The organism is Bradyrhizobium cajani (assembly GCF_009759665.1).
In the GTDB taxonomy this organism is placed as follows: domain Bacteria; phylum Pseudomonadota; class Alphaproteobacteria; order Rhizobiales; family Xanthobacteraceae; genus Bradyrhizobium; species Bradyrhizobium cajani.
This window is the reverse complement of the sequence record NZ_WQNE01000046.1, coordinates 1-19,348: the sequence shown is the minus strand read 5'-3', so window position 1 is coordinate 19,348 and position 19,348 is coordinate 1. Positions and strand designations below refer to the sequence as shown.

Below are 19,348 nucleotides of genomic sequence, written 5' to 3'. Positions count from 1 at the left end.
GCGAAACGCGAGCGGGGTGGGGTGATCTCTCCACTCGGGCGGTGTTCGTTGTGGAGAGACCGTCACCCCACCCCGTCTCACATTCCGCTACGCTTCATGTGAGCCGACCCACGAGCGAGCTTCGCTCGTCTCGGACCCCTTTAGGGGAGGGTAAGATCTAAGCTCGCGGCTTGGCCGTCGCGGCGACGCCGTTCCGCCGTCGGCGGTAGTACCAGATGCCAAGGCCGCCGATGATCGCAACAGCCACCACCGTCAAAATCCAGATATGCTTGCCGACATGCTCATGATGGTGCAGCCCGGCATATTCGTGCAGTGCCGACACCGCCAGCACGCCCGGCAGCACATGCGCCGGCGCCCAGACCAGGATCGCCGGGATGTTCACCGCGTAGAATTTCGCCGGCGCCATGCCCAGCGCGCCGGCGGTGACGGGCACGAAGGCGCGGATCGGCGGGACGAAGCGGGCGAAGAACACGGCCCAGGTGCCGAAGCGGCGGAAGAAGCTCTCGCTCTCCGCGACCACGCGCGGATAGTTGGTCAGGGGCCAGGTGTTGAGGATCTCGCGCTGGCGCCGGTGCCCGATCCAGTAGGCCGAGCCGTCTCCCAGCACCGCGCCGAACGCGGCCGCCAGCAGCACGAAAGGAAGCTTCAGTTCGCCGCCGGGGACCAGCGCGCTCAGCGCCAGGATAATGGTCGAGCCCGGCACCACCGAGCCCACCACCGGCACGGCTTCGAGCAGCGCTGCCAGGAACAGGGTCAGGTAGGCCAGCCATGGATGGGCTGCGACGAACGAGATGAGGGGATCGAGGAAGGACGTCACGTCGTCTCTGTCGCGGGGGCTGGGCTTTCGGGTTCAGGCACCTACATAAGTAAGCGGCGGCGGCAAAAATACCATTCGCTTGGACAGGCCAGGCATCCGGGGCCGAAAATCGAGCGTGATTCGCAAGGCAGCCCTCCAAAAACTGCGTTCCTTGCCTATCTAAATGAAAAGACAACGGAACTTTGATTGGTGGCCGGGCTTCTGCCAGCACGTTGTCTCTGATAGGTTGATTTTCAGCACCCAGCCGCAGCCAACGTGCGAATAACCGGTTTCGGGACCGCCCGGGACCTCGGAGGATTGATGACGACCGCCGCCATGTCCAAAGTTGAGGAAGTTTCCGGTCTGCCCGACATGAAGGTGTCGGTGCGCCAGGTATTCGGGATCGACAGCGATCTCGAAGTGCCGGCCTATTCCGAAGTCGATCCTCATGTGCCCGAAGTCGACTCCGACTACCGCTTCGACCGCGCCACCACGCTCGCCATTCTCGCCGGCTTTGCCCGCAACCGCCGCGTGATGGTGACCGGCTATCACGGCACCGGCAAGTCCACCCATATCGAGCAGGTCGCCGCGCGGCTGAACTGGCCCTGCGTGCGCGTCAACCTCGACAGCCACATCAGCCGTATCGACCTCGTCGGCAAGGACTCGATCGTGGTCCGCGACGGCAAGCAGGTCACCGAATTCCGCGACGGCATCCTGCCCTGGGCGCTCCAGAACAACGTCGCGCTGGTGTTCGACGAATACGACGCCGGCCGCCCGGACGTGATGTTCGTGATCCAGCGCGTGCTGGAGGTCTCCGGCCGCCTGACGCTGCTCGACCAGAACAAGGTGATCAAGCCGCATCCGGCGTTCCGCCTGTTCTCGACCGCCAACACGGTCGGCCTCGGCGACACCTCGGGCCTCTATCACGGCACCCAGCAGATCAACCAGGGCCAGATGGACCGCTGGTCGATCGTGACCACGCTGAACTATCTCAGCCATGACGAGGAAGTGGAGATCGTGCTGGCCAAGGCCAAGCACTATCGCACCCAGGAGGGCCGCGACATCGTCAACAAGATGGTGCGTCTTGCCGATCTCACCCGCAACGCCTTCGCCAATGGCGATCTGTCGACGGTGATGAGCCCGCGCACGGTGATCACCTGGGCGGAGAACGCCGACATCTTCGGCGATATCGGCTTCGCTTTCCGCGTCACCTTCCTCAACAAGTGCGACGAGCTCGAGCGTCCGCTGGTCGCCGAGTTCTATCAGCGCTGCTTCAACGCGGAGCTGCCGGAATCGGCGGTGAACGTGGCACTCAGCTAGACCATGCCAACCATCACCGTCGAGCGCACCATTGGGACCACCAAGAAGGCTGTGCTCGCCGGGCTCGGCGGCTATAACGACGAGCACTTTGGCAAGCAGTCGGTCAAGAGCATCGCGGTTTCACTGAAGGATCGCGGCAAGATCGTCGGCGGCATCGTCGGGCACCTCTGGGCCACCGTTCTGTTCATCCAGTATTTCTGGATCGACCAGAAGCAGCGCGGCAAGGGTTTGGGTACGAAGCTGATCGCGGCGATCGAGGATGAGGCAAGGCGGCAGGGCGCGGTCCAGGCCCATGTCGACACGATGAGTTTCCAGGCGCCGGGCTTCTATCGTTCCTGCGGGTACGAGGAATTCGGCACCCTCAAGGGCTATCCCGGCGGCGTGACGCGCCATTCGTTTACGAAGTCGCTATGAGCACATCATCATCCAACTCCAAGTTCCGTAACTCCAAGGAAGCGCCGACCGAGCCGTTCAAGCGCTCGGTGGCCAGCTGCCTCAAGGCGATCGCGAAATCGCCCGAGCTCGAGGTCTCCTTCGCCGCCGAGCGGCCGGGGCTTGCGCCGGGCAAGGCACGGCTGCCCGAGCCCGCGCGGAAAATGACCAAGCGCGACGCCGCGGTCGTGCGCGGCCATGCCGATTCCATCGCGCTCAAGATCGCCTGTCACGACCCGAAAGTTCATCGCAAGCTGATGCCCGGCAATCCGCAGGCACGCGGCGTGTTCGAGGCGGTGGAGCAGGCGCGGGTCGAGGCGATCGGCGCGCGCCGCATGGCGGGCGTTGCCAAGAACCTCACCGCGATGCTCGACGACCATTTCCATCGCGGCAAGTTCGACGAGATCACCGACCGCGCCGACGCGCCGCTGGCCGACGCGCTGGCGATGCTGGTGCGCGAGCGCCTGACCGGCATGGCGCCGCCGGCCGCGGCCAAGAAGATGGTCGATCTCTGGCGGCCCATTCTCGAGGACAAGATCGGACGGCGGCTCGACCGGCTCGACAGCGTGGTCGAGGACCAGACCAGGTTCGGCGATGCCGTGCACGATCTGCTCTCGGCGCTCGAGCTCGGCGACGAGCGCAACGCCGACAGCGAAGACAATGACGACAACGACGAGAACCAGGACGGCGACAACGACCAGTCGGGCGCCGAAGGCTCGCCCGATTCCGACGCCGCCCAGGAGATGAGCGCCGACCAGGCGCAGGCGACCTCGGAAGAGATGAGCGAGAGCGCGATGGAAAGCGCGCAGGCCTCGACCTCGGACACCTTCGACGACGGCGAGCTCGGCGACGACGAGACGCCGGGCGAGGCGACGCGTCCGAATTCGCACGGCAGGAACGAGCCGCGCGGGCCGGAATACCATGCCTTTGCGCCGAAATTCGACGAGGTCATCGCCGCCGAGGATCTCTGCGACCATGACGAGCTGGAGCGCCTGCGCGCCTATCTCGACAAGCAGCTCGCGCATCTGCAAGGAATCGTCGCCCGTCTCGCCAACCGTCTGCAGCGCCGCCTGATGGCGCAGCAGAACCGCGCCTGGGAGTTCGACCTCGAAGAAGGCATTTTGGATCCCGCGCGGCTGTCGCGCGTCGTCACCGATCCCTATCATCCGCTGTCCTTCATGCACGAGAAGGAGGCAACGTTCCGCGACACCGTGGTGACGCTGCTGCTCGACAATTCCGGCTCGATGCGCGGACGCCCGATCACGGTGGCCGCGACCTGCGCCGACATTCTCGCCCGCACGCTGGAGCGCTGCGGCGTCAAGGTTGAGATTCTGGGCTTCACCACGCGCGCCTGGAAGGGCGGCCAATCGCGTGAGGCGTGGCTTGCCGCCGGCAAGCCGGCCAACCCCGGCCGCCTCAACGATCTCCGCCACATCATCTACAAATCCGCCGACGCGCCCTGGCGCCGTGCGCGAAAGAACCTCGGCCTGATGATGCGCGAGGGCCTGCTCAAGGAAAACATCGACGGCGAGGCGCTGGACTGGGCGCACAAGCGCCTGCTCGGCCGGCCCGAGCAGCGCAAGATCCTGATGATGATCTCGGACGGCGCGCCGGTCGACGATTCCACGCTGTCGGTCAATCCCGGCAACTATCTCGAGCGGCACCTGCGCCACATCATCGAGGAGATCGAGACCCGCTCACCGGTCGAGCTGATCGCGATCGGCATCGGCCATGATGTCACGCGCTACTATCGCCGCGCGGTGACGATCGTGGACGCCGAGGAGCTCGGCGGCGCCATCACCGAGAAGCTCGCCGAGCTGTTCAGCGAGACGCATACCGCGCCGTCGCAGCCGGCCGGCCGCCCGCGCCGCAAATTGCATTCGTGAGCGCAGCTCTATCCCGCCGCGGCTTCATCGGCCACGCGGCGGCGGGAATTTCTTATCTGACGATGTCCCGATTGGCGCAGGCGCAGCCTGTGGCCGAGCCGCCGCCGCGCCCGCTCCAGGTCGAGCATGCCGTCGCCGAGCCGGTCAGCATCGAGGTCAACGCGCGGCCGATTCCCAGTTTCGAGCCGCGCGACCGTTCGCGCGCGCGTTTCGGCTCGCTCGATTATCGCGGCGGCCTCGTGCTGACCTCGCCCTATCGCGGCTTCGGCGGCCTGTCCGCGATCCGCCTCGACGCCAGGGGCGAGCGCTTCCTCGCCATCTCCGACCAGGGCGCCTGGTTCACCGGCGCCCTGCGCTATTCCGGCGGCAAGCTCGCCGGCCTCGACGATGTCGAGGCCGCGCCGCTGCTGGGTGCGGAAGGGCGGCCGATCACTGAAAAGCGCCTCTGGTACGATACGGAATCGATCGCGCGCGATGGCAACCTCGTCTATGTCGGGCTCGAGCGCGTCAACCAGATCCTGCGCTACGATTTCGCCAAGGGCGGCACCCGCGCCCGCGGCGAGGTGATCCCCGTGCCACCCGGCGTGCGCAAGCTGCCGTACAACAAGGGGCTGGAGGCGCTGGTGTTCGTGCCGAAAGGGCAGCCGCTCGCCAACACCCTGATCGCCTTCTCCGAGCGCGGGCTCGACGCCGACGGCAATCTGGTGGCGTTCCTGATCGGCGGTCCCACGCCCGGCCAGTTCAGCGTCCGCCGCACCGAGAAGTTCGACATCAGCGATGCGGTGCTGCTGCCCGCGGGCGATCTGCTCATCCTCGAACGCAAATTCTCCTGGTTCACCGGCGTCGACATCCGCATCCGCGCGATCCCGCTGAAATCGATCGCGCCGGGCGCGCTGGTCGACGGTCCCGTGCTGTTCAAGGCCGATCTCGGCCAGGAGATCGACAACATGGAAGGCATCGACGCCCACGTCACGCCGGAGGGCGAGACCGTGCTGACGCTGGTCTCCGACGACAATTTCTCGATGCTCCAGCGCACGCTGCTGCTCCAGTTCACGCTGGTGGAATAGCCCCACTGTCGTCCCTGCATTCTCCGCTGGCGTCATCTCGCGTCAAACCGTGATTGCGGGAATGCACGCTGAGGCTACCCGCCATTCCCGCCGCGCGGGTGGCAATCCGCTTGTCCCTCACTACACTTCCACCATTGCCCCTCCATCCACCGGGATTCCCCGCATGAGCGCCCTGTTTTCCCCGATCAAGCTGCGCGGCCTGACCTTGAAGAACCGCCTGGTGGTGTCGCCGATGTGCCAGTATTCGGCCGACGACGGCGTCGCCACCGACTGGCACTTCACCCACATCAACAATCTCAGCCTGTCGGGCGCGGCGATGTTCTGCATCGAGGCGACCCATGTCGAGGCGATCGGCCGCATCACGCCGGGCTGCCTCGGGCTCTACAGCGATGCCGGCGAGGCCGCGCTGAAGCAGATCCTCACCTCGGTGCGCAGGCATTCCTCCACCGCGGTCGCGATGCAGCTCGCCCATGCCGGCCGCAAGGCTTCCAGCGCGCGGCCCTGGGACGGCGGCCAGCTCATCCCGGTCGAGCATGGCGGCTGGCAGACGGTCGCGCCATCAGCCGTGCCGCACAAGGAGGGCGAGGCCTCCCCTACGGCGCTGGATGCGAGCGGCCTCAAGCGCGTCCGCGAGGCCTTCGTCGACAGCGCGAAGCGCGCCGCGCGGCTCGGCATCGACGCCATCGAGATCCACGGCGCGCACGGCTATCTCCTGCACCAATTCCTCTCGCCGATCTCCAACCGGCGCACCGACGAATATGGCGGGTCCTTGCAGAACCGCATGCGCTTTCCGCTCGAAGTGTTCGACGCGGTGCGCAGCGTCTTCCCCGACGACAAGCCAGTCGGCATGCGGGTGTCGTCGACCGACTGGGTCGAAGGCGGCTGGGACTTGGGCCAGACCATCGAATTCGCCAGCGCGCTGAAGGCGCGCGGCGTCGACTGGATCGATGCCTCCTCCGGCGGCGTCTCGCCGTTGCAGAAGATCACGCTCGGCCCCGGCTACCAGGTGCAGTTTGCGGAGGCCATCCGCCGCGCGACCGGCCTGCCCACCATCGCCGTCGGCCTGATCACGGAAGCAAGGCATGCCGAGGAGATCGTCGCCTCCGGCAAGGCCGACATGGTCGCGCTCGCGCGCGGCATGCTCTACGACCCGCGCTGGGGCTGGCACGCCGCTGCCGACCTCGGCGGCGAGGTCGAAGCCCCGCCGCAATACTGGCGCTCGCAGCCCTCGACGCAAAAGGCGCTGTTCGGGAAGACCACGTTCGGGGCAAGGTAGGGCGTGTGGCGCGACGGCCGCGCCACACGCTCGTCATTGCGAGGAGCTCTTGCGACGAAGCAATCCAGAACCCCTCCGCGGAAAGACTCTGGATTGCTTCGCTGCGCTCGCAATGACGATGGGGGAGGCAGAAGTGAGCCACACGCACAGATCGTCGTTTGGTGCGCCCTTTAATCCCTCACCATCGCCACCCCTCACGCATCCGTAAACCTCCCCAGCTTCCACCTCCCGCAAAACTGGCCTAACCTCCGTCCCGTCAACGCCTCACGGAGGCACGTCATGCGTTTTCGTGTCCGCAAAACCGCCCACGTGTTCGAGCGCGTGGGTCTCGCGATGGCGGGGGCCGCCTGCGGGCTGTTCGTCGGCGCCTATGTCGGATCGGCGATCGCCCCGCTCACCACGCAGGGTTTTCTGCTGCTGATGATGGCGCTCGGCGCGATCGGCTTCTATCTCGGCATCGACACGCCACAGCTTCCCTTCGACGAGGCGCACGGCGACATCGACGCCGCCGAATTGCTGAGCTCGGCCGGCACGCTCTGCGCCACGATCACCGCGCTCGCCTCCGTCGCCGTCATCGTGCTGCGGCTCGATCCGCACATGGCCTGGACCTGGCTCGTCCTGCTCGGCTGGATCGCCGGCGTCGCCATGCAGATCGTCGCGGGGACCAAGGCGAGGATGCGGAAGTAGCCTTCTTCCTTCTCCCCTTGCGGGAGAGGGTCAGCAAGGTGATGTCTCCCTCAGAACACCACGCCCACCCGCGTGCCGCGCTTCCAGGCGATCCGGCAGCGCTTCCTGGTGTTGACGTGCAGCAGCTCGAAGCGATCGGGGATGCTGACCTGGCCGCCGAGATCGACGCAGGCCCCGCCGGGCGAATAGTCGATCAGCGTGCAGGGAATCACCGGCGCGCGCGGGTCGGTGATGATCTTGGCCTGGCGCGACACCAGCCCCGCCGGCTTCACGCGGGCATATTTACGCGGGTGCATTGGCACGTCTCCTCCAATTCCCGGCTCGCGGGTTTTGGGGGACGATGATGGAAGAGAGATGATGCGATATGACTAAGGCGGGCGCGAGAATTTTAATGAAAACCGGCAGCAAGGTGCCGCCCACCTTGCTGCCGCCGCCTCGGCCCCGTTACCCCGGCGCTATCGCACGCGTTCGAGCGAGATGAAGTTGCGATTGCGGGCCTCGTACTGGAAGGCATAGACGTAGCCTTCCTGGCAGGAATCGCCGACGGCGGCGCGGCGCTCGAGATCCTTGAACTGCGTGAACTTCCGCCCGGTCGCGTCGGCGTCGTATCTGACGTGAACCTTCGGCGACGAGTTCTCGTTGGCGCGGTCGTAGCGATGCGCCATCCGCCATTCAGCGCCCGGCTCGATGAAGCGGGTTTGCCAGGCGCCATCGCCGACCTTGCGCATGTAGGTGATGTTGGCCTTGGTGTTGTTCCTCACACAGACCACCCCGTAGTGCTTCTCGTCGGCAGCCCCGGCCGCCGCCGGCCACAGCGCCGCGGCGCCAAGGCCGGACGCGACGACAAACAGCGCGGCGCGAATATGTGCAGCATGAAATGAAGACTTCGTCATTGGAAAATCTCCTCGATCGATACCCTCGCTGATGGAGGTCTCGCGCAAGGATAGGTGCGGGGGAAGCGGATGCACATGATCCACTTCACAATCTCCGCGCTAGCGGCGGGATTCTGCCGGACATCTTGTCGCGGCGGTGCGAGCCCTGCTGACGAACGTGGAGGCCGTCACGCCATCGCCGTCTCTTCCGCAACATGTGGCGGCACCGGCATCGGCACCGTCACATAGTCCTTCGGCAGGTTCACCGGCCGATAGCTCGGCTCCGCTGCCATCCGCTTCACGACGCTCTCATGCACATGCGCGCCTTCGGGGATGACGCGCGGCTCGCAATCGGGGACGTAGAAGCCGAAATAGACTTTCCGCTCCGGCCATTCCTTGTACTTCGCGCTCTTCGGGAAATACTCCAGCACGCGCCAGGCCGGCGTCATCGAATCGTGCAGCGCGCCCGCCTTGCCGGTGTAGGCAGGCTCGACATATTTGAACGGCGAGTTCTTGCGCTGCACGCCCCAGGCGAGCTGGTTCACTGTGCTGACGTTGAAGTTCAGTCCGGCTTTCGTCGCTTCCTCGATCATCCAGATCAGCGGATATTTGGACTCGCCGCTCTCGACTTCCGGATAGCCGCCGCCGACGTCGCAATGCACGCCGGCGAACCACACCTGCAAAATATCTTGCGGCTCCTTCTTCTCGTCCGGCACATAGCGGTTGCGCCAGTATTCCTGCGGCTCCCGGTACTGCTTCAGGCGGAACATGCAGCGCCGCTCGTCGATCGCGATCGCCTGGCGGAAGATCTTGACGCTCGGATTGCGCAGCGTGAAGGCGAGCTCCTCCAGGCTGAACAGGAAGAAGAAATTGTCGCGCCGCGGCACGATCACGCTCGCCACCGTGTCCCAGACGCCGATGAAGTGGATGGTCGGCCAGCGCGTCGAGGTGATGCGCGCGAACTGCGCGGCGAGATCGAACGTGTCCTTCGGCAGCGGCCCCTGATCGTCGAAGGCGACGTCCTTGAGGTCCTCGATGTCGTTGCCGCGCCCGGTGCCGGAATATTGCTTGTAGGCGACGAGCCCGCTGCCGGCGAGGTTGGCCTGCTCCGGCGAGATCAGCCCGATCTTGTGGATCAGCCCCGCCAGCACCCGCACGGTATAGGCGCCGCGCGAGAAGCCGAACAGGTAGATCTTGTCGCCCGGCGCGTAATGCTCGATCAGGAAGCAATAGGCCGACAGCACGTTGTCATCGAGCCCGTAGCCGGTGGCGAGCCCCAGCACCAGGTTGATATTGGCCTTCCAGCGGTGCCACGTCGTCGGCTCCGTCACCGTGCCGACCCCGGGATCGTAGAACACCATCTGCCGAGGATGCGTCTTGTCGGTCTTGCGCAGGCAGCGATAGAGCTTCAGGACGTTGGAGATGTTCTCCGAGATCTCGTTGCCGGTGCCGTCACAGCAGATGACGAGGTTCTTCGGCTCGGGCTTGTGGTCGGATTTGGCTTCGTGCTCCACGGGATGCGCCTCCGGGTGATGCTACCGGGGCGAGTATAGCGGAAAAGCGCGACGGAGAAGAGACGGCGGCGAGAGTTGGACCGATGGTCGCGCCACAAACTCGTCATGCCCGGGCTTGTCCCGGGCATCCACGTTCTGGCTTCCGCACAAAAAGAACGTGGATGGCCGGGACAAGCCCGGCCATGACGGAATCCGTCGACGCGCCGAGCGCCCCCTCTATCGTCGCTACTTCTTCTTCGCCGGCCCGAAATCCGGCTGCCAGTTCGCCTCCTTGCGGCTCGGCGCTGCGGCGATCACCTTGGCTTTGTCCTTCTTCGGTTTCTTGATTTCGCGGTTGCTGCGTTGCTGTCCTTTTGCCATCTCGCTCTCCTCCGTGACGTCACGAGTTGATCAGGGGCGTCGGCCATCGCGCATCGGCGGGAACACGTGCGATCCTTGGTCGCCGGCCGATGCCATCTGCGACAGCGATGATGCGAAAGCTACGCCCGCGACAGGCGAATAGCGAGCGCAAACGCCAATGCCGCCTCGGAAGCTCGCGTTGCAGCGCGGTCGCCTCGGGACAAAGCGGTGGCTATTGTCGGCGAAACGGCGCATGGTCCGCGATAGCGGCGACGGTGGGGCGCTTTGCAAAAGGCACGCAGGCATGACCATCCGCTCGCGGCGCGAGACCGTCACCTTCAAGCATCCATTCCACCTCCGCGGCGTCGCGCGCCAGTTTCCGGCGGGTGCCTATGAGGTCGTCACCGACGAGGAGATGATCGAGGGCCTGTCGTTCCCGGTCTGGCACCGCGTCGCCACGATGATCACCGTGCCGGCGGACAGCGTGCGCGGCGCCACCGAGCGGCTGTCGATCGGTTCGGTCGATCTCGCCGATGCGCAACGCATCGACGCCAGTGCCCCTGATGCGGGCCCTTCCGAGCCAGGTTCGTCCACGCCAGATTCTTCCAATTCACGTTCTTCAAATTCAGGTTCTTCCAATTCACCCTCATCCAAGGCGGGCTCTTGATGTCTGACGATCCGGTCGATCTCGACAAGCATCGCGGCATGGCCGCCCAGAAGGCGACCGATCTGCGCCGGGCGCTGGCGGAGGTCGAGACCCATGTCAGGGAGCTGCGCGAACGCGAGGCCGAGCTTGAAAATCGCATGATGACGGTGCCCGCGATGTCGTGGCCGGAGGCCGCGGTGAAGGCGCGCCATCTGCTCAACCTCTACGCCGCGAGCCTGCCGCCCGAGGACACCAGGCACCGGGCGCTGGTGGCGGCGCTGCTGGATGATTTCGCCCGGCTGTCGGGAGAGGGCTGAGCCGCGGGAGAGGGAGGGCACCCATCGCGCAAAGGAGTAACCCCATGACGCTCACGACCGGCCGCTACATCGGCCACGAACAGGATCGCGGCATCGTCCAGTTCTCGATGCAGGACGGCGCGAAGGAGATCGCCTGCGCGATCTCGACCTCCGCGATGGACGACCTTGAGCGCGGCCCGCGCGCCAGGCCCGACGAGCGCGAAGCCCAGTTCATGCGCCTGCGCGAGCGCATCGAGGCCTGCGCCGGACGCAAATATCAGGCAACGGAGTTCGAGGGCACGCCGCCGGGGATCGTGCTGCGGAGCATTGATTTTCGGGGGTAGGGTGGAGCATGATCCGGAAAAGTGTGACGCGGTTTTCCCTCGCGACAAACGCGGAACGCGTTTGCGCGGAGATCATGCTCAAAACAACAACCTAAAGCGCGATAACGATTCATCCCAATCTCATCGCGACGGTTCGCAGCGCGAGCGTGCGCAAGCTTCGCGCATTTTCGATCGCATCCGCAGGCCCCATTGCCACATCGGCTGTTGACATTAACCACTTGTTAACCATGCGGTCGCCTAATGAGGACGATTGGGGGTCACCATGTCGGCCCATCTGACGCGACTGAAGTTGATGCCTGCTTTGGCCGATCCAGCCATTGGTTCGGCTGCAAGGCTGGCGGTTCGCGCCAAGGCCGTCCTACAGGCCAAATCGGCTGTCCTACGGAGCAATGCCATGTTCGGAAAGGACGACTTAGTGGACAATCTCAGTCGCGATCTCGATCGTGCGCGCGGACGACGCGATGCGCTTGCATCCGAAGCTGCGACCCTGACGGCTCAGATCGCCGAAATCGAAACCCGCCTTTCGGAGGAGAAGAACAGGCGGGAGCGTGATCGTGTTCTGGCCGAGATCGAGGCGATAAAAACCCGAATCAAACAGGCCGCCGGCGCGTTTGCACCGGTCGTCGATGGTCTCTCCAGGGCGATCGAGTCGGCTGCGGCCGTTGTGCCCGAGGCGCGTGAGCTCAACAGTTTCCTGGTGTCGGTGGCGACCGAGATCGACACCGTGATCGATCCCTTGTTGCGCGAGTTGGCTCAGCGCGCGGATGCGGTGCGAGGCGGACACGCCGTGCTGGACCTCCCGAGTTCGGCCATTGAGTGGTCCATCGTACCGCCCGTGGAACTGCCAAAAGACAACAACGATCGCCTGCTTCGTTTCCCGGCCTGGCTGTCTCGCGACAAGGAGCCGGAAAAAAAGGAAGCAGCGGAGAGCCCGCGCAGCACGGCAGCGTGAACCCGGCGGGTGCTGTCCTTGCGACGCATCCTTCGAGACGCCCGCCTTCGGCGGGCTCCTCAGGATGAGGACGGAGTGCGCGGCACTGGTTTCAACGGGCACCGATGCCGATTAGCCTCATCCTGAGGAGACCGCTGGAAGCGGTCGTCTCGAAGGACGAGGCGCGCGCCCAGGCGGGCGCACCGCTTGCGTGGCTAGAACATGGCTGTCCCATCGCGCTTTAGGTCGCGCAGCAGCGGCATTGGAGAGTTGTTGTTTTGCTCCGTCATTCCCATTGCGCAATTGCGCATCTGAGAATCCATTGCTCAACAGTCACTGGGGATCGATGGATCCCGGGCTCGCGACGGAGCCTGTCAACGGGCCGCGCTTCGCGCGGACCCGTTGGTCGCGCCCCGGGATGACGACCCATTGTTGGGCTCGCTGGTCGCCAAGCCAGTAACTCCGGCTCCTGCGACCAGCTCAGTTGGCGGCGCGGCGCAGGAAGGCCGGGATGTCGAGCAGGTCTTCGTCGGGGGCATTGCGGGAAACGGAGCGGCCGTAAGGATCGAGCGGCCGATCGGCCACCTGGCGCGCATAGATCGGCCTCGTCCCTGCCGGTTGCCCCGCGGGCTGACTTGCCTCGGAGCGGAGCGGCGGGCTTTCCACTTGAGGAAGGGGCGCACCGCGCTCGATACGATCGGCGATGCGGCGGCTGTCGTTGCGCAGCCTGCCGGCGAGCTGCGTGAGTGAGGTTTCCGCCGGTGGCGTCTGCTGCGCCGGATCAAGATTGTCTATACCGGTCGCCACCACCGAGACGCGGACGATGCCTTCGAGGCTTTCATCGAACGACGCGCCGACGATGATGTTGGCGTCCGGGTCGGCCTCGTCGCGGATGCGGGTCGCGGCTTCGTCGACTTCGAACAGCATCAGATCCCTGCCGCCGGTGATGGAGATGATGAGGCCGCTGGCGCGCTTGATCGAGGGGTTCTCGATCAATGGATTGGAAATCGCCGCCACGGCGGCGGCGAGCACGCGTTTCTCGCCGGACGCCTCGCCCCGTCCCATCATGGCCTTGCCCTTCTCTCGCATCACGCAGAGAACGTCGGCGAAATCCAGATTGATCAGGCCTTCCTTGACGATGAGGTCGCTGATGCAGGCCACGCCCGAATAGAGCACCTGATCGGCAAGGGCAAAGGCATCGGCGAATGTGGTCTTCTCGCTGGCGACCCGGAACAGGTTCTGGTTCGGGATGATCAGCAGGGTGTCGACCGTCTTCAGCAACTCCTCGATGCCGGCTTCGGCAAAGCGCATGCGGCGCTGGCCCTCGAAGTAGAATGGCTTGGTGACCACGCCGATCGTGAGGATGCCGAGCTCGCGCGCGGTCCTGGCGATGATGGGTGCAGCCCCGGTGCCGGTGCCGCCGCCCATGCCGGCAGTCACGAACACCATGTGCGCGCCGGTCAGATGATTGCGGATCGTATCGATTGCCTCCTCGGCCGCGGCGCGTCCCAATTCGGGTTGCGAGCCGGCGCCGAGGCCTGCAGTCACATGTGTGCCGAGCTGGATGAGGCGCGTCGCCTTCGACATGGCCAGCGCCTGCGCGTCGGTATTGGCGACGACGAAGTCGACCCCCTGCAGCCCGGCCGTGATCATGTTGTTGACGGCATTGCCGCCGGCGCCGCCAACCCCGAATACGACGATGCGCGCCTTCATCTCGCGAATATCGGTGATGCCAGTCATTCTGTCCTCGCAATTGCTCCGGCAGGCCGGGATGGAGAAAGGTTCACGTGCTACCTGCTGGCAGCGCGGTCTGCTTGCACGATGGAAGCGGCCAGACGTCCCAATCGGAGCGCGGCCTGTCCCGCGATCGAGCCGCCAGCTTGTCGGCCGGTCCGCAGCGCCGCCACTTCGTCTTCCAGTCGGGCCGCCCACGCGTTGGCCGCAATCGTCTCGGCGGCCGCCTGCGACAGCTCGATCGCTAGGGAATCGGCGCGCTCGCGCTCGCGCTCGAAAACCATCCTGTAACCGGCGGCGACGACTTCGAGCCGCGCGATCTCCGCCTTGCAGGCCGCGACCTTGAACGCCTCGATCTTGGCCATGGAGGCGTCGACGGAGTTTGCCTGGCGGCCACGTCGTGGGCGGGGCCTGTACCGGAGTTCGGAGACATCAACGCTCACCAGGGCCTTGCCGCCATCCGAACGCGAGCGCGGCCAACCGCGTCGTCGACTAAGCGAACGAGCGGCCTCGCGCGAGATGTCGAGGCGGGCACCTAGATCGGCATAAGTCAGCAACGCAACGGACATCGGCTGTCTCCAGGAATGAACCAGGGAGGCATTTCAGGCTGATGATGGCTGGGCAATGCGTTGAGGCTAGGCCGCGTTGGTTAACGGACGGTTAACGCGCGCGGCGCTGTTTACCGGTGCCGTCACCGTGCCGACCCCGGGATCGCAGGACACCATCTGCCGCGGATGCGTCCTTGTCCGTCTCGCGCAGGCAGCGATAGAGCTTCAGGACGTTGGAGATGTTCTCCGAGATCTCGTTGCCGGTGCCGTCAAAGCAGATGATGAGGTTTTTGGTGAGGGCTTGTGGTCGGTGTGGGTGCGTGATCCACGGGATGCGCCTCCGGGTGATGCTACCGGGGCGAGTATAGCGGAGAATGCGATTGTCTAGAACCTGCGATCAGGAGTTCTATCCAGGCTTTGAGAACGAAAGAATCACCTCGCGGCGCATCCTTGTATCCAATGAGTCCGTAGTAAGATGCTTAGCTGGCGGAGGAGGAAGATAGCGGCGGTTAGCCGGGAGGGTTCGTGCATGCCTTCGGTCAGTCTTAAGCCCCGATCTCTCGGCCACTGCGGCTACGATTTTAGCATTCGGAATGAATGTGCCTCGGACTGTGTTTTCACCAACAACGTACACAGCCTTTCCGCCCGGCGAAAGAACACGCGCAGCCTCGCCGACAGCTTGCATCATGTCGTCGATATAGTGAGCCAGCACCGCTTCATGACGGTTAGAAAGCTTCGGCACTAAACGCAATTCCGAAATAATTTCCTGAATGCTCTCATCGTCGCGAGCATTTTGATCGCCGCACTCTGTGCCTACGCTTTCGGTGCGAATGCTCCCTAGTTCGCCAACTGAATAGCCCATCCAGACTAGCGAGAACTTACTACAGCGCATGTAGTCGATTGCGTTTAGATAGGGTGGGGACGTCAGCACAAGATCGATGGAGCCGGCCTTTATTGGAAGGTCTCGAGCATCGCCGAGGAGTGTCCGAGTCGCCGGTCCCCTATCAGGCTGGCCCTTGGCGATGCAGTTCTTGAGCACGAGTTCGACTGCGGCCATGAACTTATTGAATGGCTTTATTGGCGCACTTTCGAATGCGCGATGGGGGCGGCTGTGCGACAAATCCATCGCCAATGACGCGCCAGCTTGTTTGGTAATGATGAGACGCGAGAAAGCACACCACAATGCGTCTCTCACTGGCTCGCCTTTCACGTCGAAGATCGCTTCGGCAAGTGAACTCAATTGGCGACGGGCGTAGTCGTCGAACCAGTAGCGAACGAATCGCCGCGTCTCCAAATCTGCGTTTCGCGGATAAGCGTCCCCGACATTCCGCTCTGGGAAGATGTCCTTAGCTCGCTCCAAGACGCGGGTCGCGGTTCGTCTAACTTGCGCCGTATCTACAGATGTCGTCCAAACGCGGGCAAGTAAAACAGCTAGCGGATCGATATCGATACCTATCGCCGAATGGCCGCGCGCTCGCGCCATCGCGAGTACCGTCCCAGAGCCCATCATGGGGTCGAGAACGCGAATTCTATCTTGTTCGCTATTCAGGATGTCGAGTGCGATTCCCGGGGCCATTCTGGCCGGAAATGGGTGAACCGGATCACGCCCGAGTGCCTGCTGTATGGTCTTTTTGTAAGTCTTGCTCATGTCTCTTCCCCGTATAGAAACGGGGCGGCGGCGCCTGAGAAGCAAATCGGATTTCTGCGATAGAGGGAATGACTAGCCCGAAGCATAACGCTCACGTCCTCGCGTCTTGAGCGTCTCTGGAATCAACCCGATTCCTCTCGCAACCTTATACTTCAATTCTCCCCGATTCCCCGCTAGCTCATATTGCGTGCGAGGAGACCTTGATATGCTAACCCAAGCGTTCTCGCTCTCTTGAAAGCTGACGATGCTGTGCAAGTCGGCCATCGAGAGTGTCACTAGGCCGTCCGCCTCGCATACGAATACCATGAAAGAATCTGGGAATTTATGCTCAAGGTCGAGCAAGTCTGCGGCCTGCTCGATGGTGAATGTGAATCGCCATGGCGACATGCGTTTGGAGGAGTGCTTTATGTAAACCCCAGCGCGACCATTCATCACGAAGGCGTTGATTCGTCCTTCACGAACAAATGGTCGGAAAGACACAGACATGGAATAGTCGTTCTCGACGGCAAGTTGTCGCAAAACGACGCCTTGGTAAAACTCGTATTCATCCAACATTTTTCACGTTCTTCAAAAAACTGATGTTGCCATCGAATTTATAAATCACCCTCGCCTTGTTCTTCTTGTTGCGGAATATCTTGAAGTGGTGAACGGCTTCGGGAAACTCGCGTTTGACTTGACCAAAGAGGCCCTTCTTGCGTTCGATCTTTTCGTGATCTGCGTCTTTCATTCCCTCGATTGTGCTTGAACTATGCAGGGCTATGGAGGCGGGACCCTTAGGAAGAATTCTCTGCACATAGCGAAGCAAGTAGTCGGGCAGGGCGTCGCTGCCTATCCTTTCTTGCAATCGCTTCAAGCTGCCGATGGGATCGTTGCTGCCTACCACAATCTGTTCAAGGTCTGTGGAATAATCGAAGATTGGGAACGTCATTTCTCCCTTATCAAGGAGTACATTGGCCTTATCAATGCTGTTCGAGGCAACGGCAGAAATTCTTTGATCGGCTAGCCAAACAGGAGAGCCCTTCTTCGTCTTAATCGCTTCTAGGGCCAACTTGTGAAATGCGAAACAGCGTTGCCAGTCGAGATAGAGCTGTTGAGGAATCGTCAGTTCAAAGTACGGGAGATGTTTCTTTCTCGATCCAAACATTCGAGCGCGCTGAATATATGTGTCTTGCTGGATCTTGTGCTTTGAGTCCCGTGTGAAGAACATCGAAAGAAGATTGTCGAATGTAACTCCGCGGGAGACGATGTTGCCGCCGATCACGAATGTAAACATCGCTGCTGGCGACGTTGCTGATTTGAAGTCGACGTTCTTGTCCCGCTCGCTGTTCATGATGACAGTGCTAGTTTGGTCGCAGTTCTTCACGATATAGGCGAGGATGCTGCTCGCTTGCTCTGGGCCGTACAGCTTGGTGGCTATCTTGTCTATTTCGTGTGTGTAGCTCTCGAACTTTTTCGAGTGAACATCTGTAAGCGCATTCATTACGTCGTCGATTGGCTTCTTATCGGACTTGTGATCAAGCTTCTTTCCGCTCGTGTGAATAAGCATAGAGAAATTTTCGTCGGACTTTGTCGCCAAGTTCAAAGCGGCGACTCGCACGAGAAACCGGAAGATCGCTTCGCGCAGATATTTTGGGCTATCGTCGGTGTCTGGCAACGTGTGAAGCGAGAATTGTACGTCTGTATCTAGCGGGAAGAAGATGTCTTGACCTGTATATGCATCGTGGGGCGGGAAATTGACCCATTTCTCGTTGTCGTTGTCGAACGTATTATTCAGATCTAAGCGGGCGGGGGTCGCAGTGACCCCAATGTATATTCCGTCGTGACTGATCAGCTTTTTGATCAGTGCATTTATCCGGGTTACGTCGCTCTTGTTGATCAATGCGTTCGGTGTTGCGAAGTCAGCTTCATCATCGACGATGACCTTGCTGCCGATTTTCTCCAGCTTTTGGTTTAGTTTCGTAAGGTCGCTCGCATTCTTCTTGCAGAAGATGACGTGATACCCTGTCGATAGTGAGTACTCTGGGTCGATAACTTCGGAGAAGTTACGAGCTGCAGGTGAAAGCTTCGACCGCTGGAAGCGATCAAGGTTTTGTTGGAGAAGCTGCACACTGTCGTTCAGCAGGTGCACTACAACTCGATGTCCATCGTCCAAGAGTCTCGCAGTCAGGCAAATCATCATCTCGGTCTTGCCGCTTTGCGGTTCACCGTAGATCACAAATGACGTCGTTTTGCTGCTAAGGGTCTCGCAAGCGCTTGTAACAGCAGCTTCGATACAGGAGGTCTGCTTGCCTGCTGCCTTTAGGCGAGACAATTGCGTTTGATATCTATCGCGTTGCTGCGCAATAGCCCGCAGCTGGCTGACACTGAGCCCCAACCCACTACCCCCTAGTTGAATTATCGTTTTCTGCGATCATAACGGGCGATGGATTCGAGGCAAGATAGGCAGGCGCATAATGTCGCCGACGCACAAAACAAAAACGGCCGGATCTTCCGATCCGGCCGTCACGCAAAACTCAACTGGCTAAGCCTACGCCACGCGACGCAACCTAGCCCCCGCCCTAACTGGGAATCTTTCTTAGCTCGCCTTCTTCGCCGGCTGGGTGTTGCCGACCTTCTTCTGGATGGCGCGCTTCAGTTCGAGGGCGCGCGGGGAGAGGGCGTCGGCGTTGGCCTTGAGCAGGAAGGCGTCGAGGCCGCCATTGTGGTCGACGCTCTTCACCGCGTTGGTGGAGACGCGCAGGCGCACGTTGCGCTCCAGGGCTTCGCTGATGAACGTCACGTTGACGAGGTTCGGCAGGAAGCGGCGCTTGGTCTTGATGTTGGAGTGGCTGACCTTGTGGCCGACGAGGGGGCCCTTGGCCGTCAGTTCGCAGCGGCGAGACATGTCACAAATCCTTATCCTAAAACCCCCAACGGGTTGCGGCCGCCATTCTGGGCGCCACGGGGGCGAATTCTCTGTCCTTGCAGGGAGCGGGCGGACGTATAGGGGGGAAGGCGCGGGTAGTCAAGGAT

At 62.6% G+C, this 19,348-nt stretch carries 21 protein-coding genes and 1 pseudogene; 10 read left to right on the top strand and 12 right to left on the bottom strand.

Going from position 1 to position 19,348, the window contains the following annotated elements:
- Positions 1 to 157: 157 nt before the first annotated feature.
- A complete protein-coding gene (locus tag GPL20_RS34625; protein WP_254125476.1) occupies positions 158 to 817 on the bottom strand; it encodes a DedA family protein in 660 nt (219 codons plus the stop codon).
- Positions 818 to 1,132: 315 nt separating this feature from the next.
- Between GPL20_RS34625 and cobS the strand changes: the two genes are divergently transcribed.
- The 6 genes from cobS to GPL20_RS34595 all read left to right on the top strand — a co-directional run bounded on the left by cobS (position 1,133) and on the right by GPL20_RS34595 (position 7,464).
- Positions 1,133 to 2,116, top strand: a complete 984-nt coding sequence (cobS, locus tag GPL20_RS34620; RefSeq protein ID WP_373568220.1) for a cobaltochelatase subunit CobS — start codon at positions 1,133 to 1,135, stop codon at positions 2,114 to 2,116.
- A 3-nt stretch (positions 2,117 to 2,119) separates the two neighbouring features.
- A complete protein-coding gene (locus GPL20_RS34615; RefSeq protein WP_157336568.1) occupies positions 2,120 to 2,530 on the top strand; it encodes a GNAT family N-acetyltransferase in 411 nt (136 codons plus the stop codon).
- Positions 2,527 to 4,434, top strand: a complete 1,908-nt coding sequence (gene cobT / locus GPL20_RS34610; protein ID WP_157336566.1) for a cobaltochelatase subunit CobT — start codon at positions 2,527 to 2,529, stop codon at positions 4,432 to 4,434. Before GPL20_RS34615 ends, cobT begins: the two co-directional genes overlap by 4 nt.
- Positions 4,431 to 5,501: an esterase-like activity of phytase family protein gene (locus GPL20_RS34605; RefSeq protein WP_254125474.1), complete on the top strand. Its 1,071-nt coding sequence runs from the start codon at positions 4,431 to 4,433 to the stop codon at positions 5,499 to 5,501. Before cobT ends, GPL20_RS34605 begins: the two co-directional genes overlap by 4 nt.
- 163 nt (positions 5,502 to 5,664) lie before the next feature.
- On the top strand, positions 5,665 to 6,777 hold the full coding sequence (locus GPL20_RS34600) for an NADH:flavin oxidoreductase/NADH oxidase (RefSeq protein ID WP_157336565.1): 1,113 nt from the start codon (positions 5,665 to 5,667) through the stop codon (positions 6,775 to 6,777).
- A 279-nt stretch (positions 6,778 to 7,056) separates the two neighbouring features.
- Positions 7,057 to 7,464 (top strand): hypothetical protein, encoded by a 408-nt coding sequence (locus tag GPL20_RS34595; RefSeq protein WP_157336563.1) that lies wholly within the window; start codon positions 7,057 to 7,059, stop codon positions 7,462 to 7,464.
- A 50-nt stretch (positions 7,465 to 7,514) separates the two neighbouring features.
- On the opposite strand, the gene GPL20_RS34590 is transcribed toward GPL20_RS34595, so the two are convergent.
- The 4 genes from GPL20_RS34590 to GPL20_RS40020 all read right to left on the bottom strand — a co-directional run bounded on the left by GPL20_RS34590 (position 7,515) and on the right by GPL20_RS40020 (position 10,210).
- Entirely contained in the window at positions 7,515 to 7,760 is a 246-nt protein-coding gene (locus tag GPL20_RS34590; protein ID WP_157336561.1) for a PilZ domain-containing protein, read from the bottom strand.
- Positions 7,761 to 7,919: 159 nt separating this feature from the next.
- On the bottom strand, positions 7,920 to 8,357 hold the full coding sequence (locus tag GPL20_RS34585) for a hypothetical protein (RefSeq protein ID WP_157336559.1): 438 nt from the start codon (positions 8,355 to 8,357) through the stop codon (positions 7,920 to 7,922).
- Between the two features lie 167 nt (positions 8,358 to 8,524).
- On the bottom strand, positions 8,525 to 9,850 hold the full coding sequence (locus GPL20_RS34580) for a T6SS phospholipase effector Tle1-like catalytic domain-containing protein (RefSeq protein ID WP_254125473.1): 1,326 nt from the start codon (positions 9,848 to 9,850) through the stop codon (positions 8,525 to 8,527).
- A gap of 225 nt (positions 9,851 to 10,075) precedes the next feature.
- Positions 10,076 to 10,210: a hypothetical protein gene (locus GPL20_RS40020; RefSeq protein ID WP_256557417.1), complete on the bottom strand. Its 135-nt coding sequence runs from the start codon at positions 10,208 to 10,210 to the stop codon at positions 10,076 to 10,078.
- Between the two features lie 283 nt (positions 10,211 to 10,493).
- Here GPL20_RS40020 and GPL20_RS34575 point away from each other — a divergent pair, with 283 nt between their 5' ends.
- The 4 genes from GPL20_RS34575 to GPL20_RS34560 all read left to right on the top strand — a co-directional run bounded on the left by GPL20_RS34575 (position 10,494) and on the right by GPL20_RS34560 (position 12,427).
- A complete protein-coding gene (locus tag GPL20_RS34575; protein ID WP_246251178.1) occupies positions 10,494 to 10,856 on the top strand; it encodes a hypothetical protein in 363 nt (120 codons plus the stop codon).
- Positions 10,856 to 11,152, top strand: coding sequence for a hypothetical protein (locus tag GPL20_RS34570; protein ID WP_157336557.1), 297 nt, complete (start codon positions 10,856 to 10,858; stop codon positions 11,150 to 11,152). Before GPL20_RS34575 ends, GPL20_RS34570 begins: the two co-directional genes overlap by 1 nt.
- 44 nt (positions 11,153 to 11,196) lie before the next feature.
- The gene (locus GPL20_RS34565; RefSeq protein ID WP_157336555.1) at positions 11,197 to 11,475 is read left to right on the top strand and encodes a DUF1488 family protein; all 279 of its coding nucleotides are present in this window, start codon (positions 11,197 to 11,199) and stop codon (positions 11,473 to 11,475) included.
- 262 nt (positions 11,476 to 11,737) lie between these two features.
- Positions 11,738 to 12,427 (top strand): nucleotide exchange factor GrpE, encoded by a 690-nt coding sequence (locus GPL20_RS34560; protein WP_157336553.1) that lies wholly within the window; start codon positions 11,738 to 11,740, stop codon positions 12,425 to 12,427.
- A 459-nt stretch (positions 12,428 to 12,886) separates the two neighbouring features.
- On the opposite strand, the gene ftsZ is transcribed toward GPL20_RS34560, so the two are convergent.
- The 7 genes and pseudogenes from ftsZ to rpmB all read right to left on the bottom strand — a co-directional run bounded on the left by ftsZ (position 12,887) and on the right by rpmB (position 19,220).
- Positions 12,887 to 14,146 (bottom strand): cell division protein FtsZ, encoded by a 1,260-nt coding sequence (ftsZ, locus tag GPL20_RS34555; protein WP_157336551.1) that lies wholly within the window; start codon positions 14,144 to 14,146, stop codon positions 12,887 to 12,889.
- A 50-nt stretch (positions 14,147 to 14,196) separates the two neighbouring features.
- Entirely contained in the window at positions 14,197 to 14,505 is a 309-nt protein-coding gene (locus GPL20_RS39740) for a hypothetical protein (RefSeq protein WP_246251177.1), read from the bottom strand.
- 318 nt (positions 14,506 to 14,823) lie between these two features.
- Positions 14,824 to 15,013: pseudogene (locus GPL20_RS34545) on the bottom strand (T6SS phospholipase effector Tle1-like catalytic domain-containing protein); the annotation flags it as partial.
- Between the two features lie 81 nt (positions 15,014 to 15,094).
- Positions 15,095 to 16,336 (bottom strand): hypothetical protein, encoded by a 1,242-nt coding sequence (locus GPL20_RS34540; protein WP_157336546.1) that lies wholly within the window; start codon positions 16,334 to 16,336, stop codon positions 15,095 to 15,097.
- A gap of 72 nt (positions 16,337 to 16,408) precedes the next feature.
- Complete coding sequence (locus GPL20_RS34535; protein WP_157336525.1) at positions 16,409 to 16,891, bottom strand: hypothetical protein; 483 nt, start codon at positions 16,889 to 16,891, stop codon at positions 16,409 to 16,411.
- Entirely contained in the window at positions 16,881 to 18,710 is a 1,830-nt protein-coding gene (locus GPL20_RS34530; RefSeq protein WP_157336523.1) for a Z1 domain-containing protein, read from the bottom strand. Before GPL20_RS34530 ends, GPL20_RS34535 begins: the two co-directional genes overlap by 11 nt.
- A gap of 201 nt (positions 18,711 to 18,911) precedes the next feature.
- A complete protein-coding gene (gene rpmB, locus GPL20_RS34525) occupies positions 18,912 to 19,220 on the bottom strand; it encodes a 50S ribosomal protein L28 (protein ID WP_157336521.1) in 309 nt (102 codons plus the stop codon).
- Positions 19,221 to 19,348: the final 128 nt, after the last annotated feature.

Bases quoted from the DNA above. Each gene is read 5' to 3' on its own strand.
- GPL20_RS34590 (WP_157336561.1), bottom strand. From the start codon at position 7,760: ATGCACCCGCGTAAATATGCCCGCGTGAAGCCGGCGGGGCTGGTGTCG.
- GPL20_RS34570 (WP_157336557.1), top strand. From the start codon at position 10,856: ATGTCTGACGATCCGGTCGATCTCGACAAGCATCGCGGCATGGCCGCC.
- rpmB (WP_157336521.1), bottom strand. From the start codon at position 19,220: ATGTCTCGCCGCTGCGAACTGACGGCCAAGGGCCCCCTCGTCGGCCAC.
- GPL20_RS34585 (WP_157336559.1), bottom strand. From the start codon at position 8,357: ATGACGAAGTCTTCATTTCATGCTGCACATATTCGCGCCGCGCTGTTT.
- GPL20_RS34575 (WP_246251178.1), top strand. From the start codon at position 10,494: ATGACCATCCGCTCGCGGCGCGAGACCGTCACCTTCAAGCATCCATTC.
- ftsZ (WP_157336551.1), bottom strand. From the start codon at position 14,146: ATGACTGGCATCACCGATATTCGCGAGATGAAGGCGCGCATCGTCGTA.
- GPL20_RS34535 (WP_157336525.1), bottom strand. From the start codon at position 16,891: ATGTTGGATGAATACGAGTTTTACCAAGGCGTCGTTTTGCGACAACTT.
- GPL20_RS34615 (WP_157336568.1), top strand. From the start codon at position 2,120: ATGCCAACCATCACCGTCGAGCGCACCATTGGGACCACCAAGAAGGCT.
- GPL20_RS40020 (WP_256557417.1), bottom strand. From the start codon at position 10,210: ATGGCAAAAGGACAGCAACGCAGCAACCGCGAAATCAAGAAACCGAAG.
- GPL20_RS34560 (WP_157336553.1), top strand. From the start codon at position 11,738: ATGTCGGCCCATCTGACGCGACTGAAGTTGATGCCTGCTTTGGCCGAT.
- GPL20_RS34565 (WP_157336555.1), top strand. From the start codon at position 11,197: ATGACGCTCACGACCGGCCGCTACATCGGCCACGAACAGGATCGCGGC.
- cobT (WP_157336566.1), top strand. From the start codon at position 2,527: ATGAGCACATCATCATCCAACTCCAAGTTCCGTAACTCCAAGGAAGCG.
- GPL20_RS34540 (WP_157336546.1), bottom strand. From the start codon at position 16,336: ATGAGCAAGACTTACAAAAAGACCATACAGCAGGCACTCGGGCGTGAT.
- cobS (WP_373568220.1), top strand. From the start codon at position 1,133: ATGTCCAAAGTTGAGGAAGTTTCCGGTCTGCCCGACATGAAGGTGTCG.
- GPL20_RS39740 (WP_246251177.1), bottom strand. From the start codon at position 14,505: ATGGCCAAGATCGAGGCGTTCAAGGTCGCGGCCTGCAAGGCGGAGATC.
- GPL20_RS34600 (WP_157336565.1), top strand. From the start codon at position 5,665: ATGAGCGCCCTGTTTTCCCCGATCAAGCTGCGCGGCCTGACCTTGAAG.
- GPL20_RS34595 (WP_157336563.1), top strand. From the start codon at position 7,057: ATGCGTTTTCGTGTCCGCAAAACCGCCCACGTGTTCGAGCGCGTGGGT.